Origin of the sequence: Achromobacter sp. NFACC18-2, assembly GCF_900108985.1 — a bacterium.
In the GTDB taxonomy this organism is placed as follows: Bacteria; Pseudomonadota; Gammaproteobacteria; order Burkholderiales; family Burkholderiaceae_B; genus Achromobacter.
The window spans coordinates 173,358-199,466 of record NZ_FNYM01000005.1 but is presented as its reverse complement, the minus strand read 5'-3'; the positions used below and the strand labels follow the sequence as shown (position 1 = coordinate 199,466).

26 protein-coding genes and 1 tRNA gene are annotated in these 26,109 nt (G+C 58.2%); 4 read left to right on the top strand and 23 right to left on the bottom strand.

What is annotated here, in order from left to right:
* The 14 genes from BMW75_RS09695 to BMW75_RS29945 all read right to left on the bottom strand — a co-directional run.
* Positions 1–2,947, bottom strand: a 2,947-nt coding sequence (locus tag BMW75_RS09695; protein WP_092578872.1) for a conjugal transfer protein TraG N-terminal domain-containing protein, incomplete at its 3' end; no start/stop codon positions are given.
* Between the two features lie 5 nt (positions 2,948–2,952).
* A complete protein-coding gene (locus tag BMW75_RS09690; protein ID WP_076515807.1) occupies positions 2,953–3,282 on the bottom strand; it encodes a hypothetical protein in 330 nt (109 codons plus the stop codon).
* Positions 3,279–4,703: a conjugal transfer protein TraH gene (locus BMW75_RS09685; RefSeq protein WP_165601248.1), complete on the bottom strand. Its 1,425-nt coding sequence runs from the start codon at positions 4,701–4,703 to the stop codon at positions 3,279–3,281. The genes BMW75_RS09690 and BMW75_RS09685 overlap by 4 nt, the downstream gene beginning before the upstream one ends.
* 75 nt (positions 4,704–4,778) lie before the next feature.
* Complete coding sequence (gene traF / locus BMW75_RS09680; protein ID WP_076515809.1) at positions 4,779–5,756, bottom strand: conjugal transfer protein TraF; 978 nt, start codon at positions 5,754–5,756, stop codon at positions 4,779–4,781.
* Between the two features lie 46 nt (positions 5,757–5,802).
* Positions 5,803–6,369 carry a S26 family signal peptidase gene (locus BMW75_RS09675; RefSeq protein ID WP_054470934.1) on the bottom strand — a complete coding sequence of 189 codons (567 nt, stop codon included), beginning with the start codon at positions 6,367–6,369 and terminating at the stop codon, positions 5,803–5,805.
* Positions 6,370–6,858, bottom strand: a complete 489-nt coding sequence (locus BMW75_RS09670) for a hypothetical protein (protein WP_092578870.1) — start codon at positions 6,856–6,858, stop codon at positions 6,370–6,372.
* A 34-nt stretch (positions 6,859–6,892) separates the two neighbouring features.
* Entirely contained in the window at positions 6,893–9,373 is a 2,481-nt protein-coding gene (locus BMW75_RS09665) for a TraC family protein (protein ID WP_054470932.1), read from the bottom strand.
* Between the two features lie 190 nt (positions 9,374–9,563).
* Positions 9,564–9,962, bottom strand: a complete 399-nt coding sequence (locus BMW75_RS09660; protein WP_054470931.1) for a hypothetical protein — start codon at positions 9,960–9,962, stop codon at positions 9,564–9,566.
* 47 nt (positions 9,963–10,009) lie between these two features.
* Positions 10,010–10,717: a TraV family lipoprotein gene (locus tag BMW75_RS09655; RefSeq protein WP_054470930.1), complete on the bottom strand. Its 708-nt coding sequence runs from the start codon at positions 10,715–10,717 to the stop codon at positions 10,010–10,012.
* On the bottom strand, positions 10,714–11,955 hold the full coding sequence (locus tag BMW75_RS09650) for a TraB/VirB10 family protein (protein ID WP_054470929.1): 1,242 nt from the start codon (positions 11,953–11,955) through the stop codon (positions 10,714–10,716). The genes BMW75_RS09655 and BMW75_RS09650 overlap by 4 nt, the downstream gene beginning before the upstream one ends.
* Positions 11,952–12,809: a TraK domain-containing protein gene (locus BMW75_RS09645; protein WP_054470928.1), complete on the bottom strand. Its 858-nt coding sequence runs from the start codon at positions 12,807–12,809 to the stop codon at positions 11,952–11,954. The genes BMW75_RS09650 and BMW75_RS09645 overlap by 4 nt, the downstream gene beginning before the upstream one ends.
* Complete coding sequence (locus tag BMW75_RS09640) at positions 12,806–13,579, bottom strand: TraE/TraK family type IV conjugative transfer system protein (protein WP_054470927.1); 774 nt, start codon at positions 13,577–13,579, stop codon at positions 12,806–12,808. The genes BMW75_RS09645 and BMW75_RS09640 overlap by 4 nt, the downstream gene beginning before the upstream one ends.
* Complete coding sequence (traL, locus tag BMW75_RS09635) at positions 13,576–13,863, bottom strand: type IV conjugative transfer system protein TraL (protein WP_054470926.1); 288 nt, start codon at positions 13,861–13,863, stop codon at positions 13,576–13,578. Before traL ends, BMW75_RS09640 begins: the two co-directional genes overlap by 4 nt.
* Complete coding sequence (locus BMW75_RS29945) at positions 13,860–14,561, bottom strand: OmpA family protein (RefSeq protein WP_371466910.1); 702 nt, start codon at positions 14,559–14,561, stop codon at positions 13,860–13,862. The genes traL and BMW75_RS29945 overlap by 4 nt, the downstream gene beginning before the upstream one ends.
* Before the next feature lie 375 nt (positions 14,562–14,936).
* On the opposite strand from BMW75_RS29945, the gene BMW75_RS09625 reads away from it, so the two are divergent.
* Together BMW75_RS09625 and BMW75_RS29055 are read left to right on the top strand one after the other, a co-directional pair.
* Entirely contained in the window at positions 14,937–16,496 is a 1,560-nt protein-coding gene (locus BMW75_RS09625) for a type IV secretory system conjugative DNA transfer family protein (RefSeq protein ID WP_175493132.1), read from the top strand.
* Positions 16,493–17,359: a hypothetical protein gene (locus tag BMW75_RS29055; RefSeq protein WP_139208510.1), complete on the top strand. Its 867-nt coding sequence runs from the start codon at positions 16,493–16,495 to the stop codon at positions 17,357–17,359. Before BMW75_RS09625 ends, BMW75_RS29055 begins: the two co-directional genes overlap by 4 nt.
* 116 nt (positions 17,360–17,475) lie before the next feature.
* Here BMW75_RS29055 and BMW75_RS09615 read toward each other — a convergent pair whose 3' ends face one another.
* The 8 genes from BMW75_RS09615 to BMW75_RS09580 form a co-directional block, all read right to left on the bottom strand.
* On the bottom strand, positions 17,476–17,802 hold the full coding sequence (locus BMW75_RS09615; RefSeq protein ID WP_092578864.1) for an H-NS histone family protein: 327 nt from the start codon (positions 17,800–17,802) through the stop codon (positions 17,476–17,478).
* A gap of 11 nt (positions 17,803–17,813) precedes the next feature.
* Entirely contained in the window at positions 17,814–18,302 is a 489-nt protein-coding gene (locus tag BMW75_RS09610) for a lytic transglycosylase domain-containing protein (protein ID WP_256381720.1), read from the bottom strand.
* Between the two features lie 53 nt (positions 18,303–18,355).
* Entirely contained in the window at positions 18,356–19,039 is a 684-nt protein-coding gene (locus tag BMW75_RS09605; protein ID WP_131727037.1) for a thioredoxin domain-containing protein, read from the bottom strand.
* Positions 18,978–20,606, bottom strand: a complete 1,629-nt coding sequence (locus BMW75_RS09600; RefSeq protein ID WP_092578860.1) for an ATPase, T2SS/T4P/T4SS family — start codon at positions 20,604–20,606, stop codon at positions 18,978–18,980. The genes BMW75_RS09605 and BMW75_RS09600 overlap by 62 nt, the downstream gene beginning before the upstream one ends.
* A gap of 13 nt (positions 20,607–20,619) precedes the next feature.
* Positions 20,620–20,910 carry a hypothetical protein gene (locus BMW75_RS09595; protein ID WP_054470919.1) on the bottom strand — a complete coding sequence of 97 codons (291 nt, stop codon included), beginning with the start codon at positions 20,908–20,910 and terminating at the stop codon, positions 20,620–20,622.
* 98 nt (positions 20,911–21,008) lie between these two features.
* Positions 21,009–22,442, bottom strand: a complete 1,434-nt coding sequence (locus tag BMW75_RS09590; protein WP_092578858.1) for a replicative DNA helicase — start codon at positions 22,440–22,442, stop codon at positions 21,009–21,011.
* Between the two features lie 11 nt (positions 22,443–22,453).
* Entirely contained in the window at positions 22,454–23,065 is a 612-nt protein-coding gene (locus BMW75_RS09585) for an ATP-binding protein (protein ID WP_054470917.1), read from the bottom strand.
* 132 nt (positions 23,066–23,197) lie between these two features.
* Positions 23,198–24,004 carry a YdaU family protein gene (locus tag BMW75_RS09580; protein ID WP_076515825.1) on the bottom strand — a complete coding sequence of 269 codons (807 nt, stop codon included), beginning with the start codon at positions 24,002–24,004 and terminating at the stop codon, positions 23,198–23,200.
* 536 nt (positions 24,005–24,540) lie between these two features.
* Between BMW75_RS09580 and BMW75_RS09575 the strand changes: the two genes are divergently transcribed.
* Entirely contained in the window at positions 24,541–25,218 is a 678-nt protein-coding gene (locus BMW75_RS09575) for a S24 family peptidase (protein WP_054470915.1), read from the top strand.
* 145 nt (positions 25,219–25,363) lie between these two features.
* Positions 25,364–25,642: a helix-turn-helix transcriptional regulator gene (locus BMW75_RS09570; protein ID WP_054470914.1), complete on the top strand. Its 279-nt coding sequence runs from the start codon at positions 25,364–25,366 to the stop codon at positions 25,640–25,642.
* Between the two features lie 340 nt (positions 25,643–25,982).
* Here BMW75_RS09570 and BMW75_RS09565 read toward each other — a convergent pair.
* Positions 25,983–26,059, bottom strand: a tRNA-Pro gene (locus BMW75_RS09565).
* Between the last annotated feature and the right edge of the window lie 50 nt (positions 26,060–26,109).

Genomic DNA, 26,109 nt, shown 5'->3' with positions numbered 1-26,109 from the left:
CCGCTACCGGCATCTGTACGGGACTGGCGCTGGATGGACCATTCTGACGATCGCCCGCGATAGGCGTGGCGTCCCCACGAAGCTGGCCGTCCACTGGCGGCGCATCAGCGAATGCCCGGCCCGAAAGGTATGCTTGAGCTCGTGCGACTGGATCGGAAGCAGGAACCCCCGAAAGAGTTTCAATGACCCGCCCCGTCAGGTCAACATCCGCTGCACGAGACCCAGGCGCCGCGTTCTGGCCTTCATACCGAGCGTGGTTAGCTTCCTCCAGCGTCTCACCGCGTCTCACGATAGTCGATCCTTGATTCGAACTTTGCAGCTGTTGTCGCAACTGGTCGCCGGTCATCGTGTCAGGCACTCCGGCGCTCCGGTAGCTGGCGTCGCCGCCAGGCCCAACGCGGCCGGTTACGTCAGGCGGGGCGAGCGCCTGCACGTCACCTGAGACGCCTCGCAACGCACCGGCATCGAAACCAGCGCCGATCCCAGTCGCACCTGCAATCACGTCGACCGCGCGGACGTACCCGCCCTGGTCATACTGCCGCAGCGTCTCCAGCTTTGCCCATTCCTCGGAGCCGGCACGATTGGAACCAGCCTGGTCGGTGAGTTGCCTATAGGTGGTGTTGGTCACCGACTGAAGCTCTGGACGAGCCTCGACCAGCTTGTTATGCAGGTCATCGATAGTTGACTTGACCGGGGCATACGAATCGTTCCTCTCCAGCAAATGCCCGTTCTGGCTGAGGCTCAACGTGAAGCCCGCACCGATTCGACTGCCAGCGGACTCCGTGCGCGCATAAGTCTCCATTTCAGAGCGCGCGCGCGACACGGTCTCAGTCACCGATCCGGTGGCCGACCTCACATCGCTTGATTCCCAGCCGTCGCTTCTTTGCACTTGATGAGCCGCGTCCGACAATGCTCCCATTCGTATCGTCGTGGCGGATGAATTTGCGGCCATGGCCGCGCGGTTTATTTTCTCCGACTCTTGCTGCGTGATAGTCTCGGTGTGCCGCTTCCCATCCGAATCGGTCCAGCTGACCGATCGACCTGCGCTCACACCGCCAACCATCGGAGCGCTGAATCCCAGCTTTCCGTCCACGCTGGTTCCAATGCTCTTGCTTTGCTCACGGAAGATCGCATCTGCCTTCTGCTCCGTCATCCCGCTCTCGATGAGTCGCTGCTTGAACGTCTGCTGAGCGGCCATCTGTGCGCTTTCCTCACCCGTGGCAACTGTGTCCCGTACAGCAGTCGATGTACTGCTGCCTGACTTGAGCCCGAAAGCAGTCGAGTGGACCTGGGCCATCGCATCAGCAACTGACGCTTGCGCCTGCTGAGTCTGCTGCCACGTACTCTGCTGCATGGCCGAAAGGTCGTTACCGACCTGAATCTGTCGGTCCGCCGCATAGGACGAAGCGCCGCCGGCGTGCATATTCTGTGTGTACGCCGGCGTCACTTGAATGGGAGCGGAGTTCTTAACGGAGTCGGGCGCAACCTTATCCTCGGACACGTAGTCCCGCCCGGACATGCGTTGGGCCATACCGGCCATTGCATACGGGGAGCCATAGATGATCGCCATCGTCAGCAACGGAACAGCCGCCATTAGATCGGAGGCATATGCAAGGTTGGTGCTCAACGTGTCGTACATCACCGCATCGAAATTCTGCAACGTTAACGCGTTGAGCGCGTACTGGCCCATCTTCTCGACCACGGTGAGCTGGATGAACCCATTAATCACGGCCGCGAACGGTAGCCAGCTGAAGACCCATGCACCGAACTGCATGAACTTCGCCATTGCTCCAAAACAACGGGCGCCCGCAATCAAGCCGTACAGGAAAACAATGACACCGAACGCGTAGTACAGCATCTGCATATACGTCATGCCGGTGAACATCGTCTTCTGAAAGCCGCTACCAGCCGCCGTCGCGTCCACCTTGTACTTCTCCATGGCGTCGCTTTGCATCATGGTGCACTCATTGAATGCAGATGGGCTTGTGGCAGCAAGTCGGCATCGATATGTGTCTGCGGTTGCATTGCGAAGCAGCGCGTTCAGCATAAACTGTTGCGCCGACTGGCCCCATCCTGCCCCAAGCTGCATCAGGGCGTTGTAGCTGTTCTCCACGTCCGCAACCGTATACGAAGATTGCCCGCCCGCTCCCAAACCGACCTTGGCAGTCTTCATGTTCTGATTAATGAGGGTGTTCAGAGGAGACGTGGACAGATTGGCATTGGCGAAAAGCAAATCGACGCGCGATCGCAGTGCTTCTGCCGCCTCAATGCACGACATTGCAACGCCAGCTTCGATATTTCCAGTGCCGTCGTAGTTGATGTATCCGATCAGCACGCCACCCCGTTTGGAGTTGTCCAAGAGATAGTTGAAATAGTCGGGAACCTGCTCCGTCTCTGTGCTGTTGACGGCAGAGTTTGGCGAACAATAAAGCACGAAATTCTTCCAGGTCGCGACCATCGCCGGGTCGGCCTTCTCCAAACCGCCACGCATGGTGAAGAGCAGCGCAAGCGGGGTAACGAAGCCATTCTGCGCCACAGTCATGTAGCTACCGCTCACCGTCGAGAACGAGGTATCCACGGTCTCCAGGACGCCGTAGCTAAGCTGACTATAGAGTGCCGCCGGAATGCCAAGCACCGCGGGCACGTTATCGACCGCACGAATACTGCCGTCATACACATTTACCAGCTGGTTGCGGATCGGCAATCCGGCAGCGGTTAGCGCCAACACGATGATCACAGCGCTCTCGAAGATGCTGTGCCCTCGATTGACAGTGCTTGGCATGTACTGGTTCATGTGGAACCAGGCACCAGAGGCGATCGCGAGCAACCCGCCAAGCACCGCTGCGCCGGTAATGAGGCCTGTATCGTTGAACGCCATGGCCACGCCATTGAGCGTGGCATAGAACATATCGAGCGGGCCGGTCAGGTAGGTAGTAAAGGTCGCCATAGTTCTCAATCCGCTTGGACGTCGTTCTTCGAAACGGCGCGCTTCACTGACGCCCCAAACCTCAGCCGCCGGAACAAGAGCGACGCGACGAGCACAGTTGAAAGCGACGTGTACACAATGAGCCAGACGGCCAGTGCGATAAAGCCAGCGAAGCCCGCCCACGGCAATACGCCTACCTTTCCTCCGGAAAGAGCGAACATTACGCAGCAAAAGATGCACGTCGCGACAGCAATGACGCCGGGCACTGGCGGGAGTACGACTGTCAGCACCCGAATCAGCCAATCGCTTGTCGCCGGCGCGTTCACGGCGATATCGAGGGAATTCCGCGGGATCATCGATAGTTCCTGAAAATGGCCGGGTTGAACTTGACCAGGATGTCCGAGTACTCCTTCGCCTTCATCACTCGGTCCCACTGGATAGCGTTTTCCTCGCGCATCTGACGGACTTGGTCGCTCAGTAACCGTTCGCGAGCCTCGATCACTGGCGGCATTGTCGTTTGGTCCTTACCCGAGAATGCTTGGCGGATGGCGCGCAACGCAGCGTCCCCATACGAAATCGTTATTTCGTTCACGATCAATGGCTCAAGTTGCTTTGCGACTTGAGTCATTGATGCCGTGTTCTGTTGGGTTGCGACCAGAAGGCCTAGGAGAGGCGCCGATACCGCGTTCAGTAGAGCTCGCTGCTGCGCCGTGAATCCGCACTCGTTCCGCGTGCTTTCGCAACTGTTGATCTTCGCGATAATGGAATCCGCATACACTTGGTCCTTCGCGCCAAGCGTTGAACCGTACAGCAGCTTCGCGACGTGTTCTTTCACTCCCGTGAAAGACGATGGAACCGCTTCAAGCGTCACCGTGGTGCACGGCCCATCTGGAACCCGGTCAGCCGTGCTGTCGTTGTATCCACTAGCTGGACAACGCAGCATTTCCAGCCGGCTCGCTTGGCCCTCCTTGGCTCCATCACGGATGTTGTAAAGGTCGACGGTGCCCGCCCGAACCTGGCCAATGGATTTTGCGCTATCGCTGTCAGAGGAGTCTGCTCCGACAACGACAGTACCGGAAAGCGACATGACGAATTCCTTCGACGCCTTTCGCGTGGACTCGCCCGTCAACAGATTGCCGAACTCGTCTGCCGCGCCAGAGTTACCCAGCGCTTTCCACACGAGATTTCCGGTCTCCGTAATGGCGTTCTTGTCCGCGGCCTCCTTCGACTGGCGATTCGCGCTGCTGAAAAAGCCTTTGACCGAATCGGTGATGCTCGCCACCCGGTCGACAAAGCCTCCGCTTCCTTCCGAGTTTTCCGCGGAGAGCGACTCCTCTGAAGCAAACAACGCCTGCTTTCCCCAATTCACGACGGTGTGGGCAAGAGCGCAGGTATTGCGAAGGTTCTGCATCAAGCTTTGCAATATCGACTGAAAGTCGCCCATGATCTTGCCGAGCGCAGGGTTGATATAGTCGATCGCCGCCTTGAATGCCACGCCGATTGCGTTCGCCGCGATTTGCCGAAGAAGGGCTTGCAGCTGTTCGCTATTGATGAACGAGAACGAGCCACCATAGAGATCTATGCCACCACATCCAGCAGCGAGCCTCGGCGGGTCAAACGCGATAAGGTTTATCGGACGAACCGGAGTTCGCACACCGATTCCCCCACCGACAAAACCATTGCGTAGCTGGCTGTTAAACGACCCAGGTGCGGTCGCATTCGCAAACATGCCATCCAGCTCAGAGCTCAGCGAGGCCGCCTTTAGCTCCGGTGACATGCTTAAAGCTACGGCTAGTGCCGTAAGAACGACGGACCTTCGCATGTGAAGTCTCAACCTCATAGTGTTTTCCTTTTAGTACTGGCCCGACAGCCGCTCTTTCAAATAGCGCACCCACTCACCTGGGTCGTCGCCCGCTCCCGCCTTCATGTCCTCGGTACTGAGCACACCGCGATCGAACACGCGTAGCTTCTTCAGGATTTCTTCTGGTAGCAGCCCGTTGTAGTCGGCAGCGACGATGAGACGGTCACGAAGCTGATCCTGAGACATCATCCCTTGCGACAGGATGTAGTAGTTGTCCGGTGGGACCACGAACACCGTAGTGGGAGTGAGCCGCAGACCTAGCCGCTGCGCCTGGCCACCATTCGGGACAAACTCATCCTGTCCAAGCCCGGGGACCGCCTCGCCGTTCATCGAAATGAATTTGGTTAGGAAACCGAATTCGCGGGCAAGATCCCTCACAGCCGAGACCTGCGGCGGACAAAAGGCGCACGTCGAGTCGAAGAACACCCAGAGGCCACCGATCTTGCTGAGATGCTCCATCGCCTCGGTTTGGCCTTCCCCTCGATATCGCAGGAAATCTTTCTTCGCAAAGCTGGACAGTGGAACGCGATTGTTTTCGTCTAGATACGGATCGTTTGCCACAACCATCTGAACCTGGTTTGCATACCGTTGCGCTTTGTCCATCGCCACCCGTTGAGCGTATAGATATGCCTCCACGTTTTCCTTTGTTGGGTCGTCAATTGCTCGACCTAGAAGCACCGGCATCTGCTTCTGTAACCACTCTACGGAAAAAGGCTCCACCTCCTGCCGCCTGTAGGATGGAGGCTCAACAGCCTTGGGCGATTTGGGATCGGCTGGTGGCGTGGTTGCCTGCTGCTTTACCTGGTTCTCGTCTACAGGTTCGGGCTCCAACTCCGGATCTTGGTACCAAAACCAACCTTCGCCCTTGCGGTCATAAAAGCTTGTGTTTTGTGCAGCCGCCGCGGTCGGCAAGATCGCAGCGCACAACCACAGCCCGGCAAATATCTTGAGAATCGGATTTGCACACATCTAACGGTGTCCCACAAATGATTTATTTAAATCATACTTTTTTGATTTAAAAAAGGGGCCATGCCTGTCCAATAATTTGGTCTTGGTCCAGGAATCCCCAGTACCGGCCATCGTAGGATCCGGGCATGGTGCCGAGCAGCAGCGCCTTGCCCCCTGGAACCGTTGCATCTCCCTGCATGCGTAACCCACTTACGTCGAGCCGACTGGACAGGCCTAGCGGGCCCCAGAATTTCCCGTTGATGGAGATGCCCGAATCGTCCACGCGAACCCTATCACCTGGCAGCGCGGCCACGATCTTAATGATCCGCTGTCCATCCAAGGCATGGCCCATCAGTCCACCATTGGCGATGTACTCGACGTACATGCCGCGAGTAAGCCCGCCTTCGGGACGCCCAAGCCTTACAAAGTAGAAGGTGTGAGGTAGGCAGCGGTTCTCCTCCACCTGCACGTCCAGAGCAAAGTGCATCTTCTGGCGCAATGCGTCGGTGATTACCGGACGGGCCGAGAGCGCCAGCACGGCGCCCACCAGCGTTAACAATATTGCCGTCCGGTTCTTGCTCAGCTGGCGGCAGTTGGCCGCGATTCTTCGCCAGGAGCTTTGCAGGTAAGTCATCTACTTCTCTGCCCCCAAGCCCAGGCGTTCGGCGACGACTGTGGTGACATCCCCCAGGGGCGGGACAGCGAGTGCGGCATTTTTTTTCAGCACAAGAATTCCTGCACCTTCGTAGTCGCGAAGGACGCGAGCTAGTTGCGCCGCGAAATCTTGAGCGACATCGACCGGAGAGTTCACCTCCCCGGCAAGCGACGCCCTCTCATAGAATCGCTCAGCTAACCCTGCCGCATCGAGCACTACGACGGGCGTGCCACCGTCCATTTCTTGAGACGTAGCGGTCGATCGTGTCCTTTGCGGGGAATCCGTCTCAGCACTCAGCGGGCCGTCCGAGTCAAGGTTCCATGCCGCAAGAGTTGACGCAATTACCACCGCGACGAACACCGCGATCGCAAATTCCGGCTTTATGGCCTTAGGCCGCACCAGCCACAATCCCAATAAACACAGCAACGCCGCGCCGGCGGCCACGTACAAAAACGAGAACAAATTCATTCCGATCACCTTGCAAAAGAAGAGTTGTCTTGGCTCAGCCCATAGTGAGAGTGGGTTCGTGACGGGAAACCACACCGCGCGCCTCTTCGTCGAGGAATCTGCGGATAGCAGCGTCAGCCGAAACACCCTGATCGATCATGCGAAGGATCTCCGTCCGTTCCCTTCCGCTGGTGGAGAACATCACATTCGAATAGCGGCTTCGCACGAGTCGGTAGATCTCGTATGCGGAGTCGACTTTGAACATGAACTCGGAGTAGACGTTGTCCACTTTGTGAATCGAGTTGATCTGCTCCGCGCCATAGGCGTCGATTGAAAAGTGGTCTTGATTAAGTGCCTTCTGCACCTGATCCGGCTTCTGCTTGAGAATCGCATGCCACGCCGTGTTCTGGAGGATCGAGTCTCCGCGGGGAGATTTGCCGATATCCAGCAGACCCTGGGTCACGCAAGCGATTGCGCCAAGGTCTTTACGCGCGCGGGCGTAGGACTCGTCAATGCCCTCCGCCATGATCGGATTCAGCAGCCATTGTTTCGCCTCTTCCACCAGCAAGAGATTTCGAATGCCCTGGGTTTTCAGCTTCTGTCGGCTGCGCGCGATCGCGGCAAACATCTGAAGCACAACCACGTCCCGCAGATGAGGAAGAAGCTTCAGGTCACCCATCTCCAGAATGATGAGTTGGGCGTCCATGTTGATGTTGAAGGGCTTGTTGAACCAATGGGCAAACTGGCCCGAGGCAAACGGGTATAGCTGCTTACCAATCGTCCGCGACAACTCGTCAGGCTGCGTCAACAGAAAATTGGCGACATCCTCGGGAATAGCCTCGTTCGTGTTGTTCATGTACGCAGCCGTAATCGCGCGCTCCAGAATCGGCCGCTTCACGTCGTCCAGCCCATCATTTGGCGCGGCCATCTTCGTGAAGATCGTCGAGAGCAGCGACATCTCTTCTTGAAGCCCCCCCAATGGAATTGATGTGAAAGGATTGAGCGACAGAAAGCTTTCCTTGGAGAAGGTGATGACCTGGCATTTATCGGGGCCCAGCGACCGACCAAGCTTCTCGTAGGATCGGCCGTCATCGATAATCCACACCTTCACCCCTGAGGCCAGCATGTCGGAGACGACCGCCTGCACCCAAAAGGACTTCCCACTGCCAGATTCGGCATACACGAGGCCGTTTGCATTACCGGGTGTAGCCAGCGGGTCTATCATCGCGGCTTCGCCACGTCGTGTTAGAACTAGGGTTCCTGACGAGGTCCGACTCCCCGTTCCGTCGCCATAGATCGGCAAAAATCGCACGGCTTGCGGAACTGACATGGAGCGCAGGCGGAAGGAACGGTGCAACCCGCCTTCACTCCCATTCAATGGGAGGGCCTGCTCGAATACGGTGCGCAGGATTCGCTTGTCCTCTCGGATATCGAACTTCTTTCCTTTACCGCCGATCGCACGGTAGTAAGTGCACAAGCTTTCGCTGTACGAGCGAAGTCGGTCCTTGCTCTTCGAATAGATGACAAGCGCCATGGACACTTGCACGCCAATTTCACCGCGGCCGTTCAACGCGTGGACGAGCGTGTCGATACGCTTTTTCTTATAGCCAATAACGGGCCAGAGCTTGATCGTCGGCCCGTACGCCTGGTTGTTGATCACCGTCGACATCAAGCCGACCTTACGCTTAAGCGCCTGCTGATCGGGGTAAAGCATGACGAAGGACAGGTAGAAGGGCTCCTGGATCTGATTGGTGAGCCCCTTGGCGTCGCCTATCACCTCATTCATGATCCATGAGTGCGCACGCTGGGGGAAGTTGTTCACGCTGAGCACCTTGGCGAAATGCTGCCCGTCATTGAACGATATCGACGCGTGATCTTGGGAATAGTCGACCGAGAACGAGTTGGGAAGAATCTGCTCGTTGAGTGGACGTTCTTCGTCCAACGGGGCCACACAATCATCGTCTGAAGCCCAGGGGTTGTGGACCTTCTTAACGATTCGCCGATACCCCGCCTCGTCGAGCAGACGAAAATGAAAGCCCGCGGTCTTCAGGCGGTCAAACAGCCCTGTGACGTGCTCGGTCGCGGGTGCGAGATCGTCGGCCGCGACGTCAGCCGCGGTCACTGGCACTTTAATTCCCACAAAAAGCCGTTTTTTGTGGACCCGGACTCCATTCGTCGGAATGAGCGGCTGCGTGGTCCCTGACGCTATGTATTCGGCATGCTCGCGAGCCATCGAGGCCAATATGCCGCCAGCACCGGCCTTCCCTGAGAGGTAGCCCTCCACAATGGCATCGATGTCGGGATCGGCGAGGATACCCCAATGAATGATGGACCCCGCGGGAAGGTTCGCAGACAAGGATACTGAAAGGCGCTCAACGAACTGGTTGTCGGTTCCCACCACCGGCGAGGTGACACCCACCGCGCCAATGAAACGCTCCTTCAACCGTTTGGATTCGAAGTAGAGGATATTGGAGGAGTCATCCCACGCAGTGACCGTGATGTTCTCGGCGGGATGGTTTTTCTTGAGCTTGCTCATTATCTGGCGTCCGGGGTGGGGATGATTGCGATCGCGAGGCTGCCGACTAGCGGGCATGCCAAGCTCAGCGAAGGGTGCACAGTAAAACTAAGGCAGCGGGTCCGGGCATCGAGCCGGACGTCGCTGCCTTCCTGCATTTGCTACTTGGTAGAGCAGATAGAGGGATCAGTTCGCCTCTGCGCAGGCACCCCTAGAGGGTGAGGCCGGGAATCCCGGTAGTTACGACGTGCGCGACGACCTCGGGCAACCCGGACGCACGCGCCTTCACGACAGCATCGACGAACGGACCGATAAGGAACGCCACGCCCACACCGATCGCGGCGGGCTTGAAAGTCATCATGACCGCCGTGGCCACAAGCCCGAACAGGACCGATACGAGGCCAATGGCCAGGCCAAGCGAGCCGTTGTACTCGTCTTCCAGGAAGTCGTTGAATTCGGTCAACGCGTCGCCGCCGCCACCAGCATGTGCTGATGCCAGCGACACAATGGCGATAATGATGAAGGCGGCGACCATGAGCAGCCATTTCGGAGGGTTCTGAATCGCACTCTCGCTGGAACCGGAAGCCATCGGCTTGAGGGAGATTTCCATGTTTTATTCCTTTAGTTTCTATCCTTGGTTGGTGAGATTTTCGTTCGCTACGGGTTGGTGATTTGTGGCATTCCTCCCATGTCCTTAATGCTGTTTTCCCTGGTGCTTGTTGCAGAGGATTCGGCGGGTTCCTGAGATCCGCCGGAGCGCGGCACACGCGGCGAACCGACAGCCTTCGCACCCGCCGGCCGCACCATCTTCGCCGGCGCCAGAATTCCTCGATTAACGAAACCAGCCGCCCCCATAGCCCAGCGGCGGGGCTGGACTTCGGTGAAGACGTACGAGGGGTAATGCAGGTCGTCACGTGCGTCGATCCACGGTGCCACCCAAATGCGCATCACCACGGCGGGCTCGCGAACGGGCTTACCGTAGATGTCGCTTCCAGCGCCCGGGCCAGCCCCGGCACCGACGGCCGTGACCAGGTCATAGGAGCCTGCAACCGTAGCTCCTTGCGTCCGCTGCCGATCGCTCTTGCCAGCCGGAAAGCTTCCGATCTGCACATTGCCTGCGACCGCCCCGGATTCAACGTCCTTCATGGTCACCCCGAAGGGCAAATCGCTCTCCCTCAGAGGCATCGGTTGATCGGTCGACTTGATGACGGCCATCGGCGTTTTGCACGTAATTCCGTCTTGCAGCGAATCCGGATTGTTCGGATCCATGCACGTGAACGAAGAGCGGCCGCCCGCGGGATCCAAGATCGACGCGCAACCGCTGAGGGCCACGGTTAACGAACACACCAATAGGAGCTTCTTCATTTCAGTACAAATCCTTTCTTAAGTGCCACGGTCACCTTCCTGCCGGCGTCAACTTCGAGCACCGGCATCATTTGATCTGCCAACTTCAGGTAGTACTCGCTCACGCTCTTGGCGGCGTCGGAGAGGCCTGTTGCAAGCCCGGTCTTTCCGATCGTGCTGGCGTCGACGGACTGAGTCTGGACGCTTCCCGAAGGGTTGAGATCCAAGCCCTGTACGCGGGTCGGCTTTAACGCGTCGCCGAATCCGGACAGCACGCCGGCCATCAACGTCTTTGCGATCAGCTGCCCCTGCTTGGAAACGAGCCGTCCCCGCACACCCACGCGCCCGTCTTCGCCTAGCACAAACCCATCCAGCGGAGCCTCTACGACGCGAGGCTCTTTGGTCGGATCGTCATTGGGAATGATGCAAGCGATACTCTCGGTGCGCAGCTGGGCACGCTCGTCGGAAAGTCCCCCGTAGCCTGCGACCAGCACGCGGCAATCATTCAGCGACTGCGACGTATGTCCATTGGGCATTGACGAAATGCCCTTAACGCGGAGGATTCCGGGTACCGCGTTCACTTTTGCCTTGGCGGACTGGTCCGTCGGAGCGTCCATACCCGTGATGAGGTGCCCTTCAAACACCGTGGTCATCGGGACGTATTCACCAGGAGCCTCGGAATCTGTCCGTGGCTCTTCGGGCTTTGGCGTGGCGTTCTCGGTAACCCGGATGCGAATGGCCTTCACCTCCGGACTGGCCGTGGGTGCGGCCATCGGAGCTCCGGAAGGCAAAGAAGAGGCTGGGGCATTCGGAAGCTGATATCCCGCACCCAACTCCTTCTTCCCTTCCAGCGAGTCCAGGCGTGTGCTCAGCTTCTGGACCTCAGAAAGAATGTCCTTGGAGACGCCGTCCGCGCCTGGCGCCGATTTGATCTTGTCAATCGCGTCCTCCAAACGACCGAGGATTTGCTTCCGGGCCTCTCGCTCCTGCTTGATCTGGTCTCCAAGATCCTTCAACTGCTTTGATTGCGCCGTAAGGTCGCCAGCGAGCATCTCGACCGTGCGATCCTTCGGCTTTGGCAGCAGCATGTTTGCCGACACCGGGGGCTCGGGATTCTTCGGGACGCGCTTCTTGGGCGCGGGCTTCAGAAGAATGAAGAGCAGCACCACGACGACGATGAAGCTGACGCCGACGATCCCCAGACGAACACCCGAGCCTTGCTCGTTCCACCAGTCCTTCAGACCTTTCTTCTCGCTCATTGCGCTCCTCCCTGCCCCGTGGCGGACTTGTCCGCGACCACGAAGAGATCGGTCTCCGCTCCACCTCCCACGACGGAGGTTGGGAAGAATGCAACCCCGCGAACACCTTCCGCCCAGAAGGAGGGCTCTTGCAACTCCACCGTCCGATCAGCCGGTCCAGATACCCGGTACCGGTAGATGTCGTAGTGCGCCCCAGAATGCCGCGACAGGGGCCGGATGCTCACCTCACCGATAGCTGCAACCGCAGAAGGCATGTATCCCTCAGCGTAGCCCTGCAATCGCCCTCCCGACGCAAGGGTCCGCAACGCGTAGACAAGTTGATCGGTGTACACATCAGACTTTGCACGCGCATCGAATCCGGACGTCGATGAACCACCAGCGTTAGACCCGCCGTTCAACTGAAGAGGAATCACCTGGTTGGGTATCGATTTCGGAATGAGGAGAAGCGAGATGACGGGATCCCCCGGCTGGTCGCCCGTGATGTAAATCGCCTGCGCATCAGTCGCACCATTGGCGTGCACGTACACAGACGAGCCGTTGGCCGTGATAACCATCTCCCCAAGTTGAGGCTTTTTGTCTTCGCCGCTCGTAGCGTCGATTACCTTCGCTCGCGCAAAAGGCGTCGCGATGCGGTTCATGTACGTGGCCGAGATGTCGACAGGCACGGTCTCCTCCCCCGTCACAGGGACCACGTTGCTCCGCTGGACGGCTTCGCCAGGCATGGTGCCGACACCAGGCATCGCCTGGCGTTGCACGGGAGTCTGTCCTGGGGGGGGCAACTTGTACTGGTCCACCGCGAAGGCGTTCGACGCGGCGCATGACGCCAGAAGTAGGCTATAAACGACTCGCTTCACTTACTCTCTCCTTGCTCATTGTTCTGACGCCGCTCGTCGCTCATCAGATCTCTGGTTTCGACGCTGCCGCCGGCCGCGCCGAAGCGAACAGCGTCGTCGAACCAAGGATCCTTTGCGGCGTCTTCCGCACGTTGATCCGCCGCGTGCTCAGCCGCCTCGCGCTCCAACGCGCGACGGTTTCTTGATTGCCAATGCTGGCTTTTCTCTTGCTTGCCTGGGTAGTGATCGAACTTGGAGATCTGCGGCCAGCCGTTCTCGATGGCGACTTGGATTTCGTAAACGTACGGAGTTCCTTTCCCGATCGGGCCGGCCGTAGTCGTAGACTGGAGCTCGCCCTTGATGAATACCGTCTTGGTGCGCGCCTCGTAGTCCATTCCGGTCGCAGTGAACGTCACGCTGCCTCCGCGGTCCTTGAACACAGGATCCATCGCAAGCGCGAAGAGTCGGCGCCTGACTTCCGGATAAATCGCCGGCGACGTGATGAGCCCCATCGCGTCTGCCACAAACGTCACGTTCTTGGGGCTCACGTTCCCCGTAAGGGTCGCCGCAGTTAATGCAACGCTGATCAGGTAGTCCTTGGACGCACTATCCGCACTGATCTCTGCCTCTACTGTCATGCGAGGCGGCACCAGGCGAGTCACGACGTCCTTCTTCAGCCAGCCGTACAGCGCTCCCAAGGTGACCACGCTCTCAATCAGAAGAATCACGAGCAAAAACTGGACGCTTCGCTCGGCGCTTCGCCAGGACTTCGTCAGAAAGTTGAGCTTCATGACCACAGCACCCCATGCTTCGCGTTCCGATACAGCTTGTTGATACCCGCCCAACCTGCTGCAAATACGATGTGTGGGATAGCTCCCATCATCTCGTTCTGCTTCCAGCGGCGCATCCGCGCCGTGAACCAAAGTCCGATGGCGGCGCCAACGAACGGCCACATGCCGCGAGCGATGTAGCCGCCCAGGAAGCACAGCATCAAGACCAGGAACTCGTCCATTTCCCATAGAAGAAATGAAGGCATGTCGTCCGTGTGCGCAGGAATATCAATTTCGTCGATCATTGGTTGCACTCCTTGTTGTTCGAAGCAGGAACAATCCTTCCGCCCACGACTTGCGCTCCAGGCACGTGGCATGCGGCAGATCCTGGCGAGACGGCCCCAGGGGATGGTTGTGGTTGACGGGCCGCGGATTCCGCGATGCCCGGATTGCTACGCGGCGTAGCTCCCACCGCCTTAGCTCCGCGCCTAAGTTGAGCCGGACGATCGCCGCTGACCAAGATCTCCACCCGGCGGTTCAGACTCTGATCCGCGAAGCTCACCGGTAGCCTCTTTCCGTACCAGCGCGCTTCGATTGATTTGGCGGGCACACCAGCGACCTCCAGCGCGCGTTTCACCCCCTCCGCCCTGCGCTTCGACAGGGCGAGGTTGTAGGCGTCGGTACCACGCTCGTCCGCATGCCCCACCACCAGATACGAGACGCCCTGCCCTGCAACTTGCGCGGCAACCAGCGCCGCAGCGTTCGTGGACGCCGACTCCGACAAATCAAAATCGAATCGAACGACTTGGCTCAATATGAGTCTCGGATCCTTCCGGTAACTCGTATCGATCCACGTTCCGGGACGGTACGTAGACGGCCCTTGAACCGACCACACCGGTTTGAGCTTCTCTGGGCCCACCCGTTTCGGTGTCGCGACCGCATGCTCAGAGTGCTCAGGGACGGTTACGAGGGCGGACGTCTCGGGCACGATCCACTCGCGCATATCGAACTGACCCTGGCCCTCACGTGCTGCCGCCATGCTCGACGTCAGAACAAGAGCACTTCCTACCAAGCCAATAAAACGCCGCATTCGGACGCCTCCCACTATTTGCATTGCGTGGTATTTTAGCGATGAATGTTTATATCTCAACCTGTGAATGTTGATTTTTTGGGCGTCGGGCCACGCGCCCCAGGGAGCTAGGAGGAAATGAAAGGAATAGGCTTTTTTGGAAATCGCTTGGGCGGGGCGGCCGACACCCTAGCCTTAGCGGCAATTTCGTCGTCAGTGTTGACCACGTCCCCGTTCTTCAGCGGCCTTCCTACTGTGCCCTCATACGCTCTTGCTGGGCTAGGTGCTGCATGGGTGGCCGGACGCTGCATGCACGGCTTGGCTGGCATGCATCTATTCCGCTCAAAGCTCAATATCCGTTCCAGCGACCTGCTCTCAAACGATGGCATGCTGATCGGGTATACGACTGATCGCGGGCGTGCCGTTCGGCTCCCAGACGAAGCGCTGCCGTACCACGGCATGGTCGCGGGGCGAAGCGGCTATGGAAAAACGACTTTTGCCCGGCTGATGATGCTGCAACAGATCATCCGAGGTGGCGGGTTGCTGATGATCGACGCCAAGCTCGACAGCGACGACATGTCGTGGGTTGCGCAAGTCGCCCGCTGGGCCGGACGATACCAAGACATGCAGTTCATAAACCTCGGAGATCCCGCCAACAGCAACAGCTACAACTCCGTTCTTGAAGGCGACCCGGACGAGGTCGCCGACAGAATATTGACGAGCCTCCCCGCTCCAGAAGTGGCCCCGGCCGCGGAGCACTATCGTCAGTCCGCAAAGCAGGCACTCGGAGCGATCGTCGGAGGAGTCCAGGCGCTTGGACTGGCATACAACTGCATTGATCTCTCCATACTGCTACACAACGAGCGCGCACTATCCGAGCTAGAAGAGCGCCTTCGCTCCGTGCTGCCTCACCATCCCGCAACGAAGAATCTTTCGCTTTGGATTGAGCAGTACCGAGGTGGTTTCGGGAACGACACGGGACCGGCCTCAGCCAGGATCAACATGAAGCGTCTGAAAGAGACCCTAGGCGGCATCGCCGGGCGGTTGCATGCGTTCGGCACTGGGACCTTCGGCGAAGTCGGGTCGTCGTACAGCCCGGACGTACGTCTGTTCGACAGCATGATGTCGAACAAGATTACATACGTCTCTTTGCCAACGATGGGGAAGGACGAATCCGCCCGAAATTTTGCGAAGATGCTCCTGGCAGATCTTCGATCCGCTATCGCGCGGATTCAGCAGCTACCGAAGTCGCACCGATCGCGCATCCCATATCTCGCCCTGCTGGACGAGTTCGGCGCCTACGCGCTGATGGCGATGAATCGAGTATTTGAGCAGGCAAGAAGTGCCGGAATTTCGGTGTGGGCGATGTTCCAAAGTATCGCCAACCTCGATGCCGTGTCACCAGATTTTCGCGACATGCTGGAAGAAAACACCGATACAAAGCTGTTCTTCAAGCTCGCGAGCCCGAAGACAACTGAGGAGGCAGCCAAGATGATCGGCAAAGGGACATTCTCCAAGACGACCATCAGCGCCACCAGCCGTGCGTCCGAGTCGACGCCAAAGATCACGCCCGCGCCGGAAGGCGGGCTCAGCACTGATGCGGGATACGCGATCGCAGAGTCAGAGGAGGAGCAGTACCGCGTCACTGAAGATGACCTGAAGAAGGTCGATCGTGGTGAGTGCATCATGCTCTATCAAGGGTGCGAGCTATTCAACCTGCGGATACCAAACATCACGATCTCGAAATGGCTATCGTCCAAGGCAGCTCCTATCCGCGTCAATCGCACCAAACGTAAACAAGTAAAAGGCTGCGACTATTTCAAGAATGCGGACCGGTATCTGACTGCAGCAAAGGCTGCCAGAGCTTGAAGCACGCCCGAACCTCTATCACCGCTATGCACGCTATGGACAACAAAGGTTATGGTCGAACAAATTCAATTTTGGGGCTTGATAGCTCTCGTGATAGTGCTTGGCCTACTTCTGGCGAGCTGGACGAGGGCGATTTTGATCTACCTGTTTACGGATCTGGTATCACCTGGCCTGACGGCGGTGGCGAAGCCAGTTCTACTTTGGATCGCCTACTTGCTCAAGACAATTTGGCTGGACCATTGGGTGATCATCCAGAATTTGCTGAAGCCACACTCCGCGATCTTCCCTTCCCTATCTGCAAGAAGGAAGCACCCAGTCGAGAAGTCATAGCCAAGCTGACGGTCGATGACTTTGAGGAAGGTCCGGAACGATGGGCGCTTCTGGCAATCAAAACGGCCGTACAGCTTCTGTTGAACAGTCGTGCGAAAGATCGGGACATCATGAACGCCGGCCGTTGGCTCCTGGGATTCGATGATGGTCCTCTCTCGTTCGAGAACTGCTGCCGCGTTCACGGGGCCCGACCGGGCGTCGTACAGCTACGTCTGCAATTCGAACTGTGGAAGCGGTGGCACGTATTTTCAGAGCCTATTCAACTTGGTCTATTTTCTTTGCCGGAGGAGGTTGCAGACTCCATTCGCATGCGCGGCGGCCGCGCCGCAGTGAACGTGGCTGAGCGGATATGGCAGCAGCCGGGCATTATGACGTTGGACGCCGTGCGAGATCAGGACGAGTGCGCCGCACTTGAAAGGCTCGATGAGGCTTCTCTCGCATCCCAACAGGGAGACAACTGGTATCTCACCGGACGCAACCCCTCGGCAAAAGGAAGGCGGGACAGCAGCTGGTCCGACCTATTCCCGTGGTGACGACTAGTTGTCGAACGATCGTCAGAGGTGGGCTGCGTGCCCGGCGGACGTGGTGCTACGGCGAGAGCGACGAAGAAAAGGCCCTGTACGGGCCTATTTTATTGAGCGCGAGAACCTCAGGCGGGGATGAGGTAGTCGTTTCGAGAGGCACCGCCGAGTTCGGCGGCGACGAGCCAGCGCGGAGCCCGCCCTCGCCCCGACCAGGTTTCACCAGTGTCAGGGTGGCGATACTTGGGCGCCACCATTCTTTTGCCCGGAGCCGACTTGGACTGTGACTTAGTGCCGGCTGCGCGCGCTTCCTTCAGGTCCTTCAGGGTGATCCCGTTTTTTTTGAGTGGGGCCAGAATCTGGCGGATAACCACGGCCCGCTTCTGAGCTCGCAGATCGTCGAGCTGTCGGTTCACCCGCTTGATACGATCCTCCAAGGCGTGTTCGTTTCGCATAATTCTCTCCCTCAGTTCTGTATATGAATGACAATCTGCTTTGCCGTCAGCGCTCCACTTGGCCGCGGCATCGCCGCTTTCCTTCGGGTGGATTCCGGATCTCCAGCGAGCACCTCTTCCAGCGCCTTCTTGACCCTAGCGATGTACCACTGTTGGCCTTTCTCATTGGGGGACCCATAGTGGCCGACAGCCTTCCATGTGTTGCCATGGCGTGCAATTTCGTCTGCGTAGATCCACGCGCCAATGTGGATGTTCAAGCATGGCTCCCAAAGGTGCTCACGTGTGATTCCGTAGCGAGGCAGCCGTTTCTCGATCCACCAGCTGTTTATTTGCATCACCCCGACGTCTTCGCTGCCGTCTCGGTTCAAGGTGTCGTTCAAGGCGTTCGCTTTCCACCTTGACTCATGCCACGCTATCGCACGCAACATGATTTCACTGACCCCGTAGCGTTCCGCTGCCTCTCGAAAGCAAAGCGTGCCCTTCGCAATTGGGCTCGACATCGAGGCCGGCGAGACGACCATCAATGACAATAGCAATAGCGAGGCCGCGGTTCTCATGCGTGCCCCATCGCCCGCGACACCAGTCCGCTGCAAAGTTGGAGAAACAAGGCTTCGTCGCCTTGCACTCCGTCAGGCGTCAGAACGAACTTCCCGGCGATAGCGACTGTTGGCGTTGCGTCCACGGCGTATGCGATCATCGACCGGGGAAGCTCTGCGACCTCCGCCGGCGACAGACTCTCCCAGGCCTCCTCGAACGCCAGCACGCTCCCCCCCGCCGCGTTCACGATGCCACGCCAGGTCTCAGGAGCTCGCGGCGAGCGGCCTTCGCCTTGGATCGCGCGGTAGGCTGCATCTTCGAATCTCGCGACCGCAGGCCCCAACGCCTTTTGCGCGGCCAAATACCCTGCGGCTTCATGAATTCCCGTGCCATCGGCAAGCAGAATCGGTACGAACTCATATCGCCAAGGGGCTGGGAGACTCTTGGCCCACTGACGCAGTGGCGTGTGGAATGTGCGGCAAAAGGGGCAGCTAAATGAGAAAAAGATGCGCACCACTCGCTGGTCCGCCTCAACCTCGGCAACCTCTCGGTATGGCATTGGCGGGGTATATGGCTGTCCCTTTCCGTCACCACCCATTGCCATGGAGGGTTGAGCCTTCGCCACCACGTGCAGAGCGCTAGTTGTGGCTAATGCCAGCACGGCGGTAATGCAGGAACGCCTCATCTTGAATTTGCTCATTGCTTAGTAGTCCTTGGTCAATGCACATAGCGAAAAGCGATTGCCGTCGCTCGCCTCGTTTCCACTCTTCGATCACGTGTTGTACTGGTTGTTCTGCCAGGATCCCGTTGTCTATGAAGTATCCGAGGAGGTCCACCGCTTCCTTTGTTCGGCCTAAGCATTCGATGACCTGGAGGCGCGTCGCCGCTCCAGTCGAAATGAGCGCTTCCCACAGTTCAAGGATGCGATGTTCTTCAATGGCCGCGCGAGCCATCGTCTCCACCGCTTGATACGCCTGCGCGGGAGTTATCACACCGGAAGCGATCAATCTCTTGTCGAGCCTCTGCCGCTCAAAGGTAGGCCACAGCGCCGGGTTCAGGAGGGACTGAATGGCGCTGAGCGTGGTTTTCCCTTCCCTCGCGAGGCGGACGCCCGCCTCCGCGAGAGTTTCGAATTGAGGTTGATAGCTCGCCGCTTCGTACAGTTCTTTGGCGTCTCCGCCGGCCAGAATCACCCGTCGCACGCGATCATCGATCTGGATAACCTCAAAGATCGGCATCTTGGTTTCCGACATGTCGTGGTCGCTCACAATGACCGGGAACTTGTCGTCCGGGTGATAGGCTCCGACGGCCTTCAACCACGCTTTGCTGGATTCGTTGGGTGCAACCCATTCGACCGTCGCCTCGGCGGGGATGGTCCTGACGAGGCGAGGCGCAATAATGAGTCGCAGCGTCTTCGCAATCAAGTCCCGGGGCATCTTCAGCTCGAGCAAACGCTCAATCACCAGCGCACTCGTATCCGAATGCGTGGTTGTCCAGAGCTGGCACCCGGTGTTCGCGTTACGGCCCAACGCCTCAGCGGTCTCTTCGTCCCGAGTCTCACCGATCATGATGCGGTGGGCACGCTGTCGAAGGAATGCCCTGGCTAGCATGGGATACGTGACCTTTCCCGGCACCAGCTCACATTGGTCTATGCCAGGCGTAGGTATCTCCACAGGTTCTTCTGCCGTCTTGACGTTCTCTCCCCTGTCGCGCAACTCGACCATGTATGCCATGAGCTGCGTCGTTTTGCCGCTTCCCATGGGGCCCGACACCACTACCGTTCCCGCGCGTACCGCGAGTGCCTGGTCGATTACGCGTCGGACTGCTAAGGGCATGTATATGTCACGGTAGGCAAGCCGTTGTGCTTGTTCCCGAGCGAGCCGAAATACGGCTGTTGAGCCGACGATGGTGTGAAGGAAGCTGGCACGGAGACTCAGTTTGAGCCCATCTTCCGGATAGCGAAGATGAATCGCGCCATCCATCGGTATGAACTGTTCGGACAAGTCCATGCTTGCACGTGCGCGAAGCTTTTCCTCGACATGCTTGACAAGATCTCCTTCGTACTCCGGCTCAAGCCAGCTGATTAGACGAACCCCCGAGTCAGCAACTTCAACCGGGCGCATGGCGCCATGGACGAAGCGAAGTTGAATGTCGGTCATGCCCTCCAATGCCGCTCGACGAAAGAGTTCGTTCAGGAAGTCGGCGGCCGGCTTGTCTTCCGGGCCCATGTAGATAAATTGATCGCGCTGACGGCCGAGTCTACTCATCGCTTCGTCCGCCTTATAGGAAGTTCTTGCACGTAAGACTGGGCCCGTAGAGCACGGCGCTTGCGTAGGTTTGCGCGCCGGAATCCACCTTTATGCTCAGCTCCAGGAGCGATAGACGAAGCTCGGTGTGCTCCGGTCCAGCAAACAGGTTGCTGGCGATAAAGCGCGTCGCGTCCATCGTCAGCCGAATCGGTAGTGCTAGCCGGTCCATCCGCTCGCACGGCTCGGTCGCCACCAGCGAGTAGCCCAGCCAAGCGATTGTCCCGAGAAATACGGCGGTGCCGAAAAACGCCTTGAATAGCATGACATCTCCATTGTCTATGCTTCGATTATATTTATGGCGCTTTTTATTTCATACCTAACAATGTGTACTTTTTGGTTTGTGGTTGGCTTTTTTGCGTCCTATGTGTCTGCATGCCTGTGAGGCAGCCTGTCGAAGCCTTTACGCGCACGCTGCCTGCGGGATTCAACGGCAGAATCTAGGGGCGGCGCACCGTGGTAATCGTGAAACTTCGTCGCCATCCCCTTGTAAGCCAGCAGCACCTTTGCCAGCTTTCCGCCTCTATGCTTCAGGATATGGAGCTCTGCACAACCCGGATACGGAGTATCCGGGTCATCTTGCTCGGGTCTGTATATCCCCATCACAACGTCAGCATCCGCCTCGATGGACCCTGAGTCCTTAAAGTCGGCGAGCAGTGGACGTTTGTTGGTTCTTCGATCGATTTCGCGGTTCAACTGGGACAGGAGCAAGATAGATATGCCAAGCTCCTTTGCGAGGCTCTTGAGACCGCGCGTGATAGTTTCAATCTGGCTGTGGCGCTTCTCTTCAGCCCCGACCATAAGCTGGAGGTAATCGACGATCAAGACGCGCAGGCCTGATTTGCGCTTCAAAGTTCTCGCCTTGGACGCTACATCGAGAAGCGTCAAGCCTGAGGTTTCGTCGATGAACAGCGTGGCTGTGGCCGCAAGCTGTCCCGCTGTGACGAGTCTCGCCCAGAAGTCACTTTGCACTGCTTCTGGATTGTCCGCCTGGAGCGCATCGATCGAAATATCGGACCATTGAGCCAAGGTACGCCCGGTGAGCTCCTCTTCGGGCATTTCTTGCGACAGATACGCCGTCGGGACTTGCTCGGCAGCCAGGTGACTTCCAACCGTGCCGGCCAATGCCGATTTCCCCATTGCCGGGCGACCGCCCAGGACGTACAACCGCCCCGGCAACAGTCCGCCGTGCAGCGCCTTGTCCAGATCGGTCAGCCCTGTAGAGACGACGTCTCGGGCTATGCCTCCCGAAATTCTCTGGTCCAGCTGTTCAATGAAGCGTGCCGCTGCGGCAGCGATGGGCACAGCGTCCCGCTTGACCGTTTGCTCCCCCAGACCGCCGATCAATTTCTGTGCATGGTCGAGGAGTTGGTGAACGTTCCGGCCAGCTGGTTCGGATACAGAAGCTTGGATCTCCGACGTCACGAAGATCAGCTGTCGGAGCAGGGCCTGTTCGACCACAATCTCGGCGTACCGAATTGCGTTTGTGGCGCTGGCGCACTCCGCGGCAAGCGAGTTGAGATAGGGTAGCCCGCCGGCGCGGGGTGCTTCGTTGCGCTCGCACAAGAGATCGTGCACGGTGATCACGTCAGCCAATTGCCCCCGACAAATCAGGGAAGCGATTGCACTGAAGATCAGGGCATTGCCATGGGCGCCAAAGTGCGAAGCGCCAATCCTCACCGGCGCGATGCGGTCGAAGGTGTCATTGTTAACAAGCAGGGCTCCGAGCAAAGCACGCTCCGCCGTGCCAGCCCGAGCGTGCAGTGGGCTATCACCCTCCGGAATTGTGCGGCGCATTTCTTCTGGAACTACTCGAACGAAACAAACTTGCCGCCGTTCTCACGCAGCCGCGACGCAATACGATCGCCGACGGCACGCAAAAAAGTGGCTTTTCTAAGGTGAGTGGTGATGACTGTGGGCTTTACCTCTTCGAAGCGGCGTTCGATGAGTTCAAAGATCGCATGTCGACCCGCCTCATCCCAGGGGTGCGAGAGCAGCCCATCCAACACGAGTAGGTCGGGATTGGCTAGTTCGGCGAGGGCATCCTCCCCGTACTCGACGACGGCAGCGATAGCCCGACGGGCGCGTATAAGCCGGCCGGTGCTACCGCTTGCGATAACCGCAAACAGCATCGCCGTCGCCAGGTGCGTTTTGCCCTTCTGAGGCCCCCCCAACACCATGGAAACGCCGTCGTAGCGCGCGACGTTGAAATGCTTGCTGTAACTCTCGCAAGCCAGTTTTCTCGCTTTATGTTCTTCGCTGTACGCGTGAAAGGTATCGAAGGTGCAAGACTTGTACCTTGTGGGTACGTGCGCCTTCGCCAGCACCTCGTCGCCGGATAGGCATGGAAGCGGCTCTGCATCGTGCTTCTGGCCACTTTCACCCTGAAACAACAGGCGCCGCAGCTCGTTAGACAACATCACTTGATCTCCTTTGCTGACCCGCTGCTTTATTGCAGAAGGTGACAAAGTTTCGTAATTATTTCTTGCTATGTGTGTAACTTCGTGTCCAAACATTGCCGTCGTAACAAATTTGGCGCCGTTTTGTAAAATCTACTCGCGGTGATAGTGGTTTTCGACGCACTTCCGAAATCCGTCGGGGGAGATGAGAAAGTCCAGACTGGCGACGAATGGTGGTCGTCCCGGATCTGACGGTGGCGCCTGCCCCGTCAAGAAATCGGACTCGCTGCATATCTCGAAGAATGTGTGCCATGCGTCCAGGCCCTGCTGCATTGTGTGATAGCCAAACGGAGGCACGTCCAGCCTCGCAGCCTGCTTCCAGCGTGCTGCGAGGAGCTTTCGGCGACTGTCATCAAGCACTTTGATCCTGGGGTTGAGGGGCATTCGGTCGTGATAAATCTCTACGAGCCGCTCGTGGGGGCACGGCGGCAGTCCCTCAACCTGCGCAGATTCCAAGCCATCGCCCGGACGAGAGCCAGAACCTAGCGCTAACCCGCCAATAACCCGCTGGGTTTCGTCCGGGTTTCCCGTATCGGGTCTTCCGTCACCTCCAGGTAGCTCCTGAGGCGGCACCGACTTTCGCGGACGGCCACCCTTTTTCCCGTTCTCGCGGGACTGCTGTCGCCGCTTATTGCCCGCGGCGATCTCTTCCTCGCAGCGCTTATGCCACCACCCGCTTTCCGTCTGAACGAAAAACTCCCTCAGCACCACACCCACGGCCTTGCGCTCGTCGTCACTCCGCGCGAGCAGTTTGCGGCAGAGGTCGGCCTCGTCTAAAGGCAGCGCCTTCTCGATGGTGTAGTAGTGGTCAAGCAAACGGCGGTACGCCCCTTCTTCCAAAAGAGTCAGGTGCCGCGTGTCCTTGACGTGGTCGCCGATGTTATGGGGGTAGAAGTGCATCGCAGTCTTGTCCGGTCAGACATTGAGCGGCACGGATTGCAGAAGATGGCATTTCATGGGCGAGCACGCAGCGCGTCGAGTAGCGCGGCTCGTCGCTCCGCGCCGGCGAACTCAGCCGGGTTTTGAATGTATCGGACGATGAGCGCGTCACGCTCTGAGATGAGGCCTTCCTGAATGAGCCCCTCCAAAGAAACGCGACTCTCGCTATTTATCTCCACTAAAATGCCTCGCCGAAGAGGCATCGCCGTGTCCCCCTTTAACCAAAGGCTGGATTGGGGCGGGGTTACCTCAGCAAGCCGCGCCAGCGCTGCGACTATGCCAGCCGTCCGCCCGCCGATAGCGACGGAAGAGTTGATTCGGTCGGCTTCGACTATTGTTGCTCTTGTCGAGGTCGCGAGCTTATTGGAAGTAGCCATGGGCGCGAATTCGGTTAAGTAAAGGTTTGCGAATATTAAGCGATACTTTATGGAAGGTAAACCCCGATGACACAAAAGACAAAGAGGCCTGAAGGCTCCACGTCTCCGCAGCTGTCACAGATGCAACGCGACTTTGTCGCAAAGCTGGATTTTCAGATGCAGTCGAATGGCGTCTCAGCCGCCGCATTAGCCGAACGGCTAGGCGTCAGCACGCCTGCCGTCTACGGATGGAGAAACAATGGCCGGTTCGACCGCGAACATGCGGTGGCTCTAGCCCAAGTCTTTGGTACCTCCATCGCTTATTGGCTCTCTCCCGAGATTCCCGTCGCCGCCCCTACTGACCTTTCGGCCCTCGCGGGATCGGACGCAGAGACCATCGACATTCCTTTCCTTGGAGCGCGGCTGCATTACGGAACTATGTTGCCGCCAACGGCATGCGCAATCCGACACCTGCGGGTTAGCCGGGCCTGGCTCAACGGTCGCCTTCCTCTGGACGCGAACCTAACTAATGTGGGGTTTGTGTACATAGAAGGGGCGTTCATGGAACCTACGTTCCGTCAGGGCGATATCGCGTTCGTGCAAAGCGATGTGAAGGAAGTCAATGCGGACGGCCTGTATCTCATCCGGCAGGGAGAGCAGGTTGACCTTCGCTTCGTCCAACGTCTTCCAGGCGGGGGGCTTCGGCTATCTACCGAGAGCACAAAGGTCGCCCCGATCGATGTGCCAGTTCAGGACCTTGATGATTTCGTTCAGGTGGTCGCACGCGTTCCTTTCACCTGGGCCGAGCGACTCGCATGACCTCCGAAATTTAATCAACACTTGACACTTAATAAAGCAACACTTATCTTTATGCCAACCTACTAGCCGGGTCGACGCCACACGTCGCCGCGTCGGAGGCGACGAACTCGCCTCTCTTACCTCGGGCAGAAGCAAAGGACGGCATATGGATGCGCGCGAGATCGACACCAACGAATTCGCTCAGGAACCGAGCGAGCAACTTCTAGAATTGCCTGCGGTCATCAAGGCCACGGGCATCAAAAAGACCAAGATTTACGAGGGAATCAAGGACGGGACGTTCCCGGCGCCTGCGAAGGTGGGGCGCGCATCGCGATGGCCCGCATCGGAGGTCCAGGCGTGGGTCCGCGAACAAAAGAATGCCCGCACCACTGCCGCCCCCAGGGAACGCCCCCTCAGCTACAACCGGAGTGTGCAGCACGCATAGTCCCGGCGTCTGGATGCGCGCATCAGCGGATCAGTAGGCACCCAGTATTTTCGAAGCCAGCCGACGTAGCTGCACCATTCTTCGAACAGCACAAAAAGCCGAGCACTATGCTCGGCTTTTTTTCGTCGAATTCCTTCATCCCTGCCCTTTCGCGCCCATCTCCAGCAACAAGCGAAACGCTTCGCCGCGCGAGTCTCCTAGGTGGCACAACGTCGCGCCTGGAGCGCGTCTGAATTGCGGCTCCACTCAGCTTTGGCTTTGTTGTCCCATATGTTGTCCCATAAGCCAAGCAAAGAAAAAGGGTTAGCTCAACAACATTGAGCTAACCCTTTGATTTTATTGGTCGGGGCGGTGGGATTCGAACTCACGACCCTCTGCTCCCAAAGCAGATGCGCTACCAGGCTGCGCTACGCCCCGAAGGGTGGCAACTATAACAGAAACCGCTCTTTTACGGACGCGCGCCGGCT

Coding starts and splice junctions, on each gene's coding strand:
- BMW75_RS09690 (WP_076515807.1), bottom strand. CDS start 3,282: ATGATCCCGCGGAATTCCCTCGATATCGCCGTGAACGCGCCGGCGACA.
- BMW75_RS09685 (WP_165601248.1), bottom strand. CDS start 4,703: ATGTCACCGGAGCTAAAGGCGGCCTCGCTGAGCTCTGAGCTGGATGGC.
- traF (WP_076515809.1), bottom strand. CDS start 5,756: ATGTGTGCAAATCCGATTCTCAAGATATTTGCCGGGCTGTGGTTGTGC.
- BMW75_RS09675 (WP_054470934.1), bottom strand. CDS start 6,369: ATGACTTACCTGCAAAGCTCCTGGCGAAGAATCGCGGCCAACTGCCGC.
- BMW75_RS09670 (WP_092578870.1), bottom strand. CDS start 6,858: ATGAATTTGTTCTCGTTTTTGTACGTGGCCGCCGGCGCGGCGTTGCTG.
- BMW75_RS09665 (WP_054470932.1), bottom strand. CDS start 9,373: ATGAGCAAGCTCAAGAAAAACCATCCCGCCGAGAACATCACGGTCACT.
- BMW75_RS09660 (WP_054470931.1), bottom strand. CDS start 9,962: ATGGAAATCTCCCTCAAGCCGATGGCTTCCGGTTCCAGCGAGAGTGCG.
- BMW75_RS09655 (WP_054470930.1), bottom strand. CDS start 10,717: ATGAAGAAGCTCCTATTGGTGTGTTCGTTAACCGTGGCCCTCAGCGGT.
- BMW75_RS09650 (WP_054470929.1), bottom strand. CDS start 11,955: ATGAGCGAGAAGAAAGGTCTGAAGGACTGGTGGAACGAGCAAGGCTCG.
- BMW75_RS09640 (WP_054470927.1), bottom strand. CDS start 13,579: ATGAAGCTCAACTTTCTGACGAAGTCCTGGCGAAGCGCCGAGCGAAGC.
- traL (WP_054470926.1), bottom strand. CDS start 13,863: ATGATCGACGAAATTGATATTCCTGCGCACACGGACGACATGCCTTCA.
- BMW75_RS29945 (WP_371466910.1), bottom strand. CDS start 14,561: ATGCGCGAGTGGATCGTGCCCGAGACGTCCGCCCTCGTAACCGTCCCT.
- BMW75_RS09625 (WP_175493132.1), top strand. CDS start 14,937: ATGCACGGCTTGGCTGGCATGCATCTATTCCGCTCAAAGCTCAATATC.
- BMW75_RS09615 (WP_092578864.1), bottom strand. CDS start 17,802: ATGCGAAACGAACACGCCTTGGAGGATCGTATCAAGCGGGTGAACCGA.
- BMW75_RS09610 (WP_256381720.1), bottom strand. CDS start 18,302: ATGTCGAGCCCAATTGCGAAGGGCACGCTTTGCTTTCGAGAGGCAGCG.
- BMW75_RS09605 (WP_131727037.1), bottom strand. CDS start 19,039: ATGAGCAAATTCAAGATGAGGCGTTCCTGCATTACCGCCGTGCTGGCA.
- BMW75_RS09600 (WP_092578860.1), bottom strand. CDS start 20,606: ATGAGTAGACTCGGCCGTCAGCGCGATCAATTTATCTACATGGGCCCG.
- BMW75_RS09595 (WP_054470919.1), bottom strand. CDS start 20,910: ATGCTATTCAAGGCGTTTTTCGGCACCGCCGTATTTCTCGGGACAATC.
- BMW75_RS09590 (WP_092578858.1), bottom strand. CDS start 22,442: ATGCGCCGCACAATTCCGGAGGGTGATAGCCCACTGCACGCTCGGGCT.
- BMW75_RS09585 (WP_054470917.1), bottom strand. CDS start 23,065: ATGTTGTCTAACGAGCTGCGGCGCCTGTTGTTTCAGGGTGAAAGTGGC.
- BMW75_RS09580 (WP_076515825.1), bottom strand. CDS start 24,004: ATGCACTTCTACCCCCATAACATCGGCGACCACGTCAAGGACACGCGG.
- BMW75_RS09575 (WP_054470915.1), top strand. CDS start 24,541: ATGCAACGCGACTTTGTCGCAAAGCTGGATTTTCAGATGCAGTCGAAT.
- BMW75_RS09570 (WP_054470914.1), top strand. CDS start 25,364: ATGGATGCGCGCGAGATCGACACCAACGAATTCGCTCAGGAACCGAGC.